An 11,942-nucleotide genomic window follows, 5' to 3' on the forward strand; every position below is an offset into this window, starting at 1 on the left:
GGAATTTTATCTTCAGGTTTTTACAATTTAATATTTCTGGCTGGATTTGAATTTTTTAGATCCTGCAGAGTTTAAATAAAATTAATTATTTTTAAACCTTATCCTTTAAATAACGAATCATGCCGGAATATAATTTAAATGTAAATGGGCAGTCATTTACAGTGGAAGCAGCTGCAGATACTCCTGTTTTGTGGGTGTTACGGGATCATTTAAGACTCGTGGGAACAAAGTATGGCTGCGGAATTGGCCAATGTGGTGCCTGTACGATCCACCTGGATGGGAAGGCACAGCGCAGCTGTCTTACGCCGGTATCATCGGTGGAAAACGCGAAAATTACCACCATTGAAGGCCTTTCTGAAGATGGTTCGCATCCGGTACAGGTAGCCTGGAAGGAAGCCGATGCACCTCAGTGCGGATATTGCCAGGCGGGCCAGATTATGACCGCTTCTTCATTTCTCAGGGAAAATCCGGCACCTTCCAATGAGGAAATTAGAAAGGCAATGCACGGAAATATTTGCCGGTGTGCCGCCTATAATCGCATCGAAAAGGCCGTTGCAATGGCTTCAGAAAAATTAACTTAAATCTTCATTCCAATGGCTGTTAGATCCAATAATAAATTCAGTAGAAGGTCCTTTTTAAAAGTAACGGGGCTTGCCGGCGGCGGAGTGTTGATTGGTTTTAATCTTTTTTCGGCCTGTAAATCCGATACGGAGATGCCAAAAGACATCTCTGAGCTAAACTTCAATGACTTCAATGCTTATATAAAAATAGCAGATAACGGAAAAGTAACCATCTTTTCGCCAAACCCTGAAATTGGCCAGGGCGTGAAAACTTCCATGCCCATGATCATCGCCGAAGAGCTGGATGTGGCCTGGGAAGATGTGTATGTACAGCAGGCACCGCTGGATACAGAAAAATATGTGCGCCAGGTAGCAGGTGGAAGTCAATCCATCAGGGCCAGCTGGGAACCGCTTCGCCAAACCGGAGCCAGTGCCCGCCAAATGTTGATCAATGCAGCAGCGGCAGGATGGGATGTGGATCCCGGGGAATGTACCACCAGTAATGGTGTGATCACTGGGCCCGGCGGTAATAGAATTGGCTATGGGGAAGTGGTGAAAGATGCTGCAGGCCTCGAAGTTCCCGAGGAGGTTAGTTTGAAGGATCCAAAGGATTTTAAGATCATAGGGAAGGATATCCGGAACGTGGATATTAATAAAATTATTACTGGAAAACCCTTATACGGGCTGGATTATTCTGAAGAAGGAATGCTCATTGCCTCTGTGCTAAGGCCGCCCGCTTTTGGGCAGGAACTGGCAGATTTTCAGAAGCTGGAGAATTTTGATGCCATTAAAAAAGATCATCCTGGAGTGGTGGATATCATTAGGTTTGAGAATAAAATAGCTGTTCTGGCCAAAGATACCTGGACGGCCATGAAAGCAAAGAAAACCCTGCAGGCAAACTGGCAATATGCAGGAAATCCTGAAAGTACAGAAGATCATGATGAGATCCTGCTTGGGTTACTTGATGGGAATGATTTCCAGAACATGAGAAAAGACGGGGATGTGGAAAAAGCATTTTCAGAAGCAGATGAGGTGCTGGAACGGACGTACGAATCTCCGTTTTTGCCCCACAATTGCATGGAACCTATGAATTTCTTTGCCAATGTAACCGATGAAAAAATCCATCTGGTAGGCCCCATACAAACTCCCGAAGGAACTGCCAACCAGGTAGCGGAAAAATTGGGGCGGCCTCTGGAAGAGGTTCATCTTGAGATGACGCGAATGGGTGGTGGCTTCGGAAGAAGGCTTTATGGGGATTTTGTACTGGAAGCAGCAGAAATTTCCAGCCTGGCAAAAAAGCCGGTAAAAGTGGTTTACAGTCGGGAAGATGATATGACGGCGGGGGTGTACAGGCCCGCAATAAAATACAGGATCAAAGCAGCGGTGAAAGATGGAAAGCTTACCGGTTACCACCTGAAGGAAGCGGCTGTCAATTCCAACATGTACAACCTTATTCCTAATTTCTTTCCGGCGGGAGCAGTTGAAAATTATCAGGTAGATGTGGCCAATTATCAAAGCAATATCACCACCGGGGCATGGCGTGCTCCCTATACCAATTTCCTTGCTTTTGCGGAACAAAGCTTTTTTGATGAACTGGCTGAGGTCATGCAGGTGGACAGGGTGCAGCTGCATCTCGATCTCCTGGAAAAAGTAAAAGGCAGTACCGATGATAGAATTCAGTATTCCCCCGAACGCATGCAAAATGTCATCAAAACCGTCGTGGAAAAATCGGGGTTTAAGAATCAGCAGGAAGGGGTTTATAAAGGATTTTCAGCCTATTACTGCCATAATACGCACGTGGCCGAAGTTGCCGAAGTAGTACTGGAAAACGGACAACCGGTAACCAAAAAAGTAACCTGTGTGGTAGACTGCGGAATTGTAGTGAACCGACTCGGAGCGCTGAACCAGATAGAAGGCGGAATTGTTGACGGAGTGGGACACGCTATGTACGGGGATTTGACCTTTACAGACGGCAAACCGGAATCTGATAATTTCCATAATTATCAGTTGATCCGGATGATGCAGGCTCCGAAGGTGGAAACTCACTTTATTGAAAACAACCTTTCTCCAACAGGACTGGGGGAACCAACGCTGCCTGTTGCGGGAGGAGCGGTGGCAAATGCCATTAAAGCAGCAACGGGCCAAAGAATTTACAAGCAACCATTTATCAAACATCTTGATACGAAAGAGGTGATTGGTTAAGTCTTTTTTTAATCAATCCAGAGGAAGAGCAATTATGACGCACGAGTTTAAAAAGATCATTGAAAGTGGTGTCCGGAACAGGGAAAAAGGGATCAAAAGCGTGCTGGCAACGGTGGTGGCCTTGGATGGTTCTTCTTATAGAAAACCGGGGGTGCGAATGTTGCTGGGAGAAGATGGCAGCATGACAGGAGCCGTAAGTGGCGGCTGTGTTGAAAAAGAAGTTTTGCTACAGGCTCAAATGGTGTTTCAGAACAACCAGGCGAAAATGATGACCTACGACGGGCGTTACCGGTTGGGGTGTGAGGGTATTCTCTATATTTTACTGGAACCTTTTGCCGTCACGGGAGATCTTCAGGAAATTTTTTCCTCCACTTTCAGGGAAAGAAAATCTTTTGTTCTGGAGTCGTTTTTTAAAAAGGAAGATTTCCAGTCTGTAGAAATGGGATCTTTGGTTCATTTTGGAAACGGGAAAACAAGCGCGTTTTCTGATGTTTTTCAGCTAAAGGACCTAGAGAACTTTTTAGTTTTTGAACAGGAAATGAAGCCGCCTTTTAAAATGATCATTATAGGATCTGAACATGATGCCGTGCAAATGTGTTCGGCTGCCGCCCTAATGGGCTGGGAAGTGCAGGTCATTGCCTCCCCAAAAGATCCGCGTAGCATAGAGAATTTTCCGGGGGCTGGGGAAGTGCTGCATTTAACCCCTGAGGAAACAACGATGCTTGCCGTAGACGAAGAAACGGCCGTCATTTTAATGAACCATAATTACGCCAGAGACCTTCAATTTCTTTTGGCGATAAAGGATAAGAGTCCGGTGTATATTGGGTTGCTTGGTGCTGTAAAGCGCCGGGAACAGCTTTTCAATGAGTTGATCGAATTTCATCCGGAGATTGATTATACGTTTCTGGATAAGATCCACGGGCCCGCAGGTCTTGATATTGGAGCTATCACCCCGCAGGAAATTGCTGTTTCCATTTTGTCTGAGATCCTTACAGTACTACGAAAAAAAGATGCCGTATTTCTGAAGAACAAACAGGATAAAATCCATAATTAAGATCAGTTGAAAAGAATAGCTGTTATTATTGTTGCTGCTGGCGCTTCCAGCCGAATGAAAAGACCCAAGCAGCTGTTGCCTTTTCGTGAAACTACCTTATTGGGCCATACCATCGAACAGGCAGAAGCTTCGCAGGCAGCGGAGGTTTTTGTGGTTTTGGGGGCCAATGCTCAAAGGATCAAAACTAACCTCAGCTTTCCGGATCTTACTTTTGTGGAAAATAAACAATGGGAGGAGGGCATCGGCGCCTCAATTAGCACCGGAGTAAAATATATAGCTAAAAAAAAGGATTTTGATGCAGTACTTTTAATGCTGGGAGATCAGCCATTGATCGATTCTGTTTTTCTGGATCAAATGATCGGAGAATTCAGTAAAGATCCTTCTAAGATGGTTGCCACAAAATATCCTGAATCCAAAGGCGTACCGGCGCTGTTTCCGAAGAAATTTTTTCCGAAGTTATTGCTTCTGAAAGGTGACACGGGAGCTAAATCCCTGCTAAATGACGGCAGTTCACTGGTGACTGTAATAGATGCCGGCAGAAAAATTCTCGATATTGATACTCCCGAAGATTATCTTAGGATCGATGATATTTTATAAAGTTGACTTTTCGAAAAGCCTGTTAAAGTAAACTCAAACTTGCTGCGCAGGGAAGTCTTTATATTCAAAATTGGTAAATTAATGTTTTGTACACCGGGGGATATTTTCTTTAAATATTACATTATGGAGCCACAAAAAATTTATTTCGAAGACGATGGTAAGATTCCTAATAATACATTGCCATTGCTCCTCTACAAAAATGCCTTTGAAGCAAGGGGAGAGGCGGGTGCAGCCTGGCTGGAACAGCGTTTTTCAAAAAATAATTGGACCAATTCCTGGCGAAACGGAGTTTTTGACTATCATCATTACCACAGTAATACTCATGAGGTATTGGGGGTTTACAGCGGGAAAGCCAGGCTGCAACTGGGAGGAGAAAGTGGACAGAAAATGGAAGTTTCCGCCGGAGATGTTATTGTAATCCCTGCAGGAGTTGGACATAAGAACCTTGGCAGTGAAAATTTTCAAATCGTAGGAGCTTACCCAAACGGAAAAAAGCAGGATATGAATTATGGTAAAGAAGGCGAGCGGCCTCAAGCCGATAAAAATATTGTGGCTGTTCCTGTCCCTCAGACCGATCCGCTTTTCGGAAAAGAAGAAGGTGTACCGAAAATCTGGAAAGACCGATAAGGCCCCCACGTCTTCAGGACATTCTTATTAAAATATAGCCCAGGACAGCTTTTCTTCAACTTCTTGATTAATTCTATTTCAGATTTGTTTTTCTTCAGCTAAATATATCTCATTCTGAATTTAAATTTCCTCTTTGCAGATTATAAAAATCATTTTAGATGCAATGCCTGAATGATGGCAGGCCTTTTCAATTTAAGTTCTGTAAACACATCAAAAGGACGATACGGATATCCTAAATAGAAGGAGTTCAAAATACTGATAATTAACAACTTAAAATACCCATTTCTGGGTATTTCACACCTCGTAGTTTTCCAGTAGGTTTATTATTCGCATCTAAAATAAGCTTATGAAAACTAAATTACCTCTGGCCTTTTCGATTTTTGGACTTCTGTTTTGTTCCATCACCTATGCGCAGTCTTATATTGGACTGCAGCAGGATCATTACAGTGGTATTCAGGGAATCATACTTAATCCTGCAGCGGTTGTGGACAGCCGGCAAAGAGCCGATATAAATTTATTGTCTGTAAGTGCATTTGGGGGCAGTGATTATTTTAGTACAGATTTGGGAAATCTTCTGGAAAGTGAAGACGGATTAGTCATTGAGGATGAAATGGAACAATTTCCGGCAGATGATAATCAGTTCTTTTTCAATGTGGATGCGCTGGGACCTTCGTTTATGTTTAATCTTACGCCCCGCAGCAGTTTGGGTGTTACCACCCGGGTGAGGGCTTTTCTTAACCTCAACAATATCAACGGAACCTTATATGAAAATATCACAGAGGATTTTGACGGTACCGAAAACTTTGATTTTAACCTGGATAATTTCAGCGGGACCATTCATGCCTGGTCAGAAATTGGGTTTACCTATGGCCGCATTTTAATGGATGATCAGCAAAATTTTTTAAAGGCAGGCATTACTCTAAAATATCTGCAGGGAGCAGGTTCCACCTTTGTAAATGCACCTTCGGCGATGGGTCAGTATGATGCCGCTACAGATGCGTTAATGACATCCGGAATTTTAAGCTATGGCTCTACTCCCGGCTTTGACAGTGATGATATAAACTTCGAAAACTTAAGCTCCGGTTTTGGAGGTGATTTTGGATTGGTATATGAATATCGCCCTGGATATGCTTTTGATACAGATGATCACTTGCGCAGTAATTACCAGTTTAGAATAGGGGTATCTGTCACCGACATTGGAAGTATTTCCTATGCAGACAGTGAGATCATCGGTTATGATCTAACCAATACCATATCTGCTGATGCCTTTGAAGACTCAGATCTGGAAACGGTGCTGGAAGAAAATTATGCAGGTACAGAAAAAGTTACCAAAGCAAAAATCAATTTACCTGCAGCATTGCATGCTTTTGTGGATTATAAGCTTCAGAACCGGATGTTTATTAGCCTCCAGGGATCTCTTTCCCTTGTAAATGAGAACAAGGAACAGGCCAACAGGATCATCAACAGCCTCTCTGCTACTCCGCGATACCAGAGTCGCTGGTTCAGTTTTTACCTGCCGCTGAGCATTCGGCAGTACGACGGGTTCTCCATGGGAGCCGGGTTCAGACTTGGACCGCTGAGTGTAGGATCGGGTTCCATTATATCTAATTATATATCAGATTCTTCAAAAACCACCGACCTGTATGTAGGTCTAAAAATTCCGATTTACAGATAGAATTAGCCGGTTCACTTCATAAGATTGCTGCGGAAGAATTTTTATGGTGGTAGTGGGAAAGACTGTCCGGGATAAGCTGTGCGTATTGGTTGTGCTCAGAAATAATGAACACACTTTTAGCGGCCGGGTTTCAGGACAGTCTTTCTTTGTGCCTAAGCTTCAGAAATGCAATAGATGCTGTTCCTTTTGTTAAAGGAATGCTAACATTATATAATTTTTTTTCAGAGTTTCTGACTAAAACCCTATTTTTATCAAAATTTTTCCTGATAACTTAATAAATATTTATAAAATTCTTCCCTTGTTTTTGAAGGGGAATGAAGTTAAGCAGCTTCCTGTTAACATATTAACGATAACCAGAAAATCTTAAAAAGATAAGTAATGAAGTCCGTTGTTCCGTCTGAAGCTAGTCAAAAATCTTTTCCGGAACCGGGTTCCGGAATTCCTGAGATCAATTTCCGCCAGATTTCTGAAGAATCTCCAGTTGCCATTTACACCTGTGACATAAATGGGATGATCACCTATTATAACCGTGCAGCTGCCAACCTGTGGGGCCGCTCTCCTGAATTAGGTACAGAACGATGGAGTGGTTGCAAAAAAATATTTTTTCCCGACGGAAAACCTGTTTCCCCTGAGGAATGTCCTGTGGCAAACACTTTAAAAGGAGACGTTTCCGCAGGAAAACAGGAGATCTTGATACAGAGGCCGGATGGTTCTGTAAAAAATCTGATGGTACACCCGAAGCCTTTACAGGACAGCAGCCAGAAAATAACGGGAGTACATGTTACGCTTATTGATATTTCTGAACAGCAAACACAGCATGTGAGGCAGGAAACGCTTTCAGCAATTGTGGAATCATCAGATGATGCGATCATCAGTAAAGATCTCAACAGTCGCATTACGAGCTGGAACTCTGGAGCAGAGCGTATTTTTGGATATAAGGAAAGTGAGGTCTTGGGAAAATCCATTATGCTCTTAATTCCCGATTCCAGGCTGCATGATGAAGATCTCATTCTTAAAAATATCAGAAACGGGAGGAGGATCCACCATTTTGAAACCATACGAAAGACTAAAAATGGAAAGGAAATACCCGTTTCTTTGTCCATCTCTCCCGTTAAAGACAAACAAGGAAAAATAATAGGCGCTTCTAAGATAGCGAGGGATGTCTCCTACCGCTGGGAAGTAGAGGAAAAGCAGGCTATGCTTTCAGCCATCGTGGAATCGTCTGATGATGCTATTGTGAGCAAAGACCTTCATGGAAATATTATGAGCTGGAATTTCGGAGCCGAAAAGATCTTTGGATATACCGAGGAGGAAGCGATAGGAGAGAATATTACCTTACTTATTCCCAAATCCCGACTGGCAGAAGAAAAAACCATTCTTACAAAGATCAGGAATGGTGAAAAAATTGATCATTTTGAAACTGTAAGAAGACATAAAACCGGAAGGAATATTCCGGTTTCCCTTACAGTTTCCCCTATAAAAGATCAGCAGGGAAACATCATTGGCGCTTCAAAAGTGGCCCGGGACATTTCTGCCCAGGTAAAAGCAAAAACCGAAATTGAAAAGCATACGAGAAATCTGGAAATCATCAATTCTGTAGGAAAAAGTATTTCAGAAAATCTTGATCTGCAAGGGATCCTGCAAAAAGTGACCGATGCGACGACTAAACTTGCGGGAGCTGCCTTCGGGGCTTTTTTCTATAATAATGTTGATGAGGAAGGAGAGTCCTTCAGGTTGTTCACCTTATCTGGCGCACCCCGGGAAATTTTTGATAACATGGGAATGCCCCGGCATACTTCCGTTTTCAAACCAACCTTTGCCGGAAAGGAAGTTATTAGGGTAGATGATATCAGGAAAGATCCCCGTTATGGCAAAAACCTGCCTAACCGGGGAATGCCTTCAGGGCATCTTTCTGTGGTTAGTTATCTTGCGGTGCCGGTGATCTCTAAATCCGGCACTGTGATTGGAGGCTTGTTATTTGGCCACCCCGATTCGGGTATGTTCAAGTTAGAGCATGAGGAGATGGTGGTGAATATTGCTGCTCAGGCTGCTATTTCGCTTGATAATTCCCGACTTTTCGAGCAGGTAAAGTCCTTGAGTGATAAAAAGGATGAATTTATTGCACTGGCAAGTCACGAATTAAAAACTCCGCTTACCACCATTAAGGGATATCTTCAGGTACTATCAAAAATAGAAAAGGACCAGATGTCAGAGTTATTTCTGAATAAGTCTCTGTATCAGGTAGACAAACTGAATTCCCTGGTGGAAGATCTTTTGAATATGTCCAGGGTAGAGGCCGGGAAGCTGGAGTTTAACCTGGAAGTTTTCGATCTTCGGGAGATGCTGCTGGATATTGCAGAAACTTTTATCTATTCCACTAAAAATCATAAACTTTTCTATGATTTTGGAAATGTACCTGCCATCATTGAAGGAGACAAACAGCGAATTGAACAGGCCATTACCAACCTTATGAACAATGCGGTGAAATATTCTCCCGGTGCAGATAAGGTATATCTCAATCTTAAGGTAGATCCCCAATCTGCAGTTATAAGTGTTCGGGATGAAGGAATTGGGCTTAATGAAGAGCAGCAACGGCATCTTTTTACCCGATTCTACAGGGCTGAAAGCACCAAGGGAATCAGCGGACTTGGTCTGGGACTCTACCTTACCAGGGAGATCATCGACCGGCATCACGGTAAAATTAGCGTGAAAAGTAAAGAGGGAGAAGGATCGGAATTTCTTTTCGACCTGCCCCTTAAAGAACCTGTGCAACGGGCTGGTGAAGCTGCTGAATGATGAAAGGAATAAAACTGTTTTTTAACACCATTTTTCAATAACAGTGAGAAGCAATTTCTAAATTTAGAGTATGAAAAGGATATTTGTTGTAGAAGATGATCTGGGAATAAGAGAATTGCTGGAATACCTGCTAATGAGCCAGGAATATGCCGTAAAGACTTTTCCCACGGCCGGAGAATTTCAAAATTGCATCAGCCATGAATCCGCAGATCTTATCCTGATGGATGTGATGTTACCCGACGGCAACGGATTGGAAATGTGCAGGGATTTGAGTAAGGATCCCCAACGGAAAAAGATTCCGGTGATGTTGATGTCTGCCCATGCCGATCAAAGCCTTTTCGATGAAAATTGTGTAAAAGATTTTATTGCCAAGCCTTTTGATGTGGATGATCTGCTCACCAGGATCCGCGGACAGTTGTCCTGAATCTTTCCTATTTAAGCTAGCTTACATAAGTTTTCCGGTTCTTCATTTTTAAAGATAAATCTTCAGGTTGCTATAAAAGCTTGTACTCCATATTTCTTCTGCTGAAGGTACAACAGCTTAATAGTGTCAAAAAGAATAAAAATTCAGTATGTTTTCTTCCGAAAACGTTTTGTGCTAATAACTTCAGCTTTCCTAAGTTAAAGCAATGACATAAGTCATTCTTTTCTGCTTTTTCCTACCTTTATTTTGCTGGTTGTTACAACCGAAATGCCAAAAAGCAGCAGATAAATGGAAAAAATAAAGAACAGGTGGCTTATTGCTGGTTCAGCAGTGGGAATTCATATATCAATAGGTTCTGTATATGCATGGAGTGTATATACGCAGCCCTTGATCAAACAATTGGGATGGGAACTTTCAGATACGCAGTTCACCTTTAGCCTTGCAATTTTTATTCTTGGGATCTCTGCAGCTTTTCTGGGGCATTTCCTGGAGAAAAACGGTCCCCGGAAATCAGGATTACTGGCCGCAACTTTCTTCGGAGTTGGGGTCGCAGGATCTGGCCTGGCAGTTCATCTTCAATCTATATATTTGCTGTATCTTTTTTACGGACTTTTTGGAGGAATAGGTCTCGGCCTGGGATATATCGCCCCGGTTTCTACTTTAATTAAATGGTTTCCGGACAGGCGCGGTCTGGCGACGGGAATGGCAGTGATGGGATTTGGATTTGCAGCCCTGCTAAGTAGTCCGGTGATCGTTTACTTAATAGAAAATGTAGGGATTGCCAATACCTTTTTTATCATGGGAAGTGCCTATTTTGTTATCATGTTCATTTCCTCGCTCTACCTTGCCCCTCCGCCAAAAGACTGGTTGCCGGCAGGTTTGAGGGCAACCAAAGATCCTGGAGTAAAGGTTGAAAAAGAAACTTTTTCCCTCACCGCGAGAGAAGCGTTAAAAACCAGACGTTTCTGGTATTTATGGTTGATGTTCTTTATCAATATAAGCTGCGGAATCGCCATCATTTCGGTGGCTTCGCCAATGGCGCAGGAATATACAGGGCTCACGGTTGTGGCGGCGGCCACCATGGTGGGCGTAATGGGTTTGTTCAACGGAGCCGGAAGAATTGGCTGGGCCACCCTTTCAGATAAGATAGGAAGGCCGGCAATGTTCACGGTCTTTTTTGTATTGCAGATCATTGCATTTTTTCTGCTGCCGGGAGTATCTAATGCCATTTTGTTCCAGGGATTGATCTTCCTGATCCTTTCGTGCTATGGAGGCGGATTTGCGACTGTTCCGGCTTTTATCGGGGATATCTTTGGAACAAAAGAACTGGGCATGATCCTGGGGTATATGCTCACAGCCTGGGCCGCAGCAGGAATGGCAGGTCCTTTGTTTGCCGCCTGGACCCGCAGTGTTACCCAAAGCTATAACGGAACCCTCTATTTCTTCGCGGCACTTCTTCTCGTAGCCTTATTGATTTCTTTCCTCATGGGCTATGAAGTCAATAAGCTTCGGAAAGAAAAACAACCTGCACTAAAATCTACTTCAGAAGCATCCTTAAGCTAACATCAGAATCAGAATTTTCAAAAAGCTTTTTTTTCAGATACCTTTTGAATTTATATTAAACCAAATCAGTTTACTGTAAACGACCTGTGTTCTCCCCGGGAGGAGTTGAGGTGTCCCAATGTTGAAGGATCAAAATCTTGTGGAAAGTATCAATAAACATACATTGACAATCATAACTTATTAACTAAATCGATTGAAAATCAGAACTTTTCAAGAGTAGGTATTTTAGATGACAAAAATCATATAAAATCCTTCGTTTGAGGTATTACTTTGTATCATAATTACAGGGAGAAAGTATTAGAAATCAATCCTCCCGGTGGTATAATCTAATAGTATTCGTTATGAAATACCCATGATTTAGCACACGCAAACACCGATGAGTTTTTTGCTTAAATTTAGGTAAGGATTTAAAAACTTATCATTTATGAAAGCAATTGACTACGA

Annotated in this window: 9 protein-coding genes; all 9 read left to right on the plus strand. The window is 42.7% G+C overall.

The window, feature by feature from the left end; genetic code table 11:
• Positions 1-119: 119 nt before the first annotated feature.
• The 9 genes from IE056_RS16040 (at position 120) to IE056_RS16080 (ending at position 11,498) form a co-directional block, all read left to right on the plus strand.
• Positions 120-581 (plus strand): (2Fe-2S)-binding protein, encoded by a 462-nt coding sequence (locus tag IE056_RS16040; protein ID WP_189605811.1) that lies wholly within the window; start codon positions 120-122, stop codon positions 579-581.
• 12 nt (positions 582-593) lie between these two features.
• Positions 594-2,762, plus strand: a complete 2,169-nt coding sequence (locus IE056_RS16045) for a xanthine dehydrogenase family protein molybdopterin-binding subunit (protein ID WP_189605812.1) — start codon at positions 594-596, stop codon at positions 2,760-2,762.
• Between the two features lie 34 nt (positions 2,763-2,796).
• Positions 2,797-3,816 (plus strand): XdhC family protein, encoded by a 1,020-nt coding sequence (locus tag IE056_RS16050; protein ID WP_189605814.1) that lies wholly within the window; start codon positions 2,797-2,799, stop codon positions 3,814-3,816.
• 6 nt (positions 3,817-3,822) lie between these two features.
• On the plus strand, positions 3,823-4,413 hold the full coding sequence (locus tag IE056_RS16055; RefSeq protein WP_189605816.1) for a nucleotidyltransferase family protein: 591 nt from the start codon (positions 3,823-3,825) through the stop codon (positions 4,411-4,413).
• Positions 4,414-4,536: 123 nt separating this feature from the next.
• On the plus strand, positions 4,537-5,040 hold the full coding sequence (locus tag IE056_RS16060; RefSeq protein ID WP_189605819.1) for a cupin domain-containing protein: 504 nt from the start codon (positions 4,537-4,539) through the stop codon (positions 5,038-5,040).
• Positions 5,041-5,386: 346 nt separating this feature from the next.
• Positions 5,387-6,715, plus strand: a complete 1,329-nt coding sequence (locus tag IE056_RS16065) for a DUF5723 family protein (protein WP_189605821.1) — start codon at positions 5,387-5,389, stop codon at positions 6,713-6,715.
• A 378-nt stretch (positions 6,716-7,093) separates the two neighbouring features.
• On the plus strand, positions 7,094-9,511 hold the full coding sequence (locus IE056_RS16070) for a PAS domain S-box protein (protein WP_229793789.1): 2,418 nt from the start codon (positions 7,094-7,096) through the stop codon (positions 9,509-9,511).
• 70 nt (positions 9,512-9,581) lie between these two features.
• Positions 9,582-9,935, plus strand: a complete 354-nt coding sequence (locus tag IE056_RS16075; protein ID WP_189605823.1) for a response regulator transcription factor — start codon at positions 9,582-9,584, stop codon at positions 9,933-9,935.
• Between the two features lie 288 nt (positions 9,936-10,223).
• Positions 10,224-11,498, plus strand: coding sequence for an L-lactate MFS transporter (locus IE056_RS16080; protein WP_189605824.1), 1,275 nt, complete (start codon positions 10,224-10,226; stop codon positions 11,496-11,498).
• Positions 11,499-11,942: the final 444 nt, after the last annotated feature.

It is taken from the genome of Salinimicrobium marinum (assembly GCF_014651535.1).
GTDB classification, from domain to species: Bacteria; Bacteroidota; Bacteroidia; order Flavobacteriales; family Flavobacteriaceae; genus Salinimicrobium; species Salinimicrobium marinum.

Bases quoted from the DNA above. Each gene is read 5' to 3' on its own strand.
- IE056_RS16060 (WP_189605819.1), top strand. From the start codon at position 4,537: ATGGAGCCACAAAAAATTTATTTCGAAGACGATGGTAAGATTCCTAAT.
- IE056_RS16065 (WP_189605821.1), top strand. From the start codon at position 5,387: ATGAAAACTAAATTACCTCTGGCCTTTTCGATTTTTGGACTTCTGTTT.
- IE056_RS16070 (WP_229793789.1), top strand. From the start codon at position 7,094: ATGAAGTCCGTTGTTCCGTCTGAAGCTAGTCAAAAATCTTTTCCGGAA.
- IE056_RS16040 (WP_189605811.1), top strand. From the start codon at position 120: ATGCCGGAATATAATTTAAATGTAAATGGGCAGTCATTTACAGTGGAA.
- IE056_RS16045 (WP_189605812.1), top strand. From the start codon at position 594: ATGGCTGTTAGATCCAATAATAAATTCAGTAGAAGGTCCTTTTTAAAA.
- IE056_RS16080 (WP_189605824.1), top strand. From the start codon at position 10,224: ATGGAAAAAATAAAGAACAGGTGGCTTATTGCTGGTTCAGCAGTGGGA.
- IE056_RS16050 (WP_189605814.1), top strand. From the start codon at position 2,797: ATGACGCACGAGTTTAAAAAGATCATTGAAAGTGGTGTCCGGAACAGG.
- IE056_RS16075 (WP_189605823.1), top strand. From the start codon at position 9,582: ATGAAAAGGATATTTGTTGTAGAAGATGATCTGGGAATAAGAGAATTG.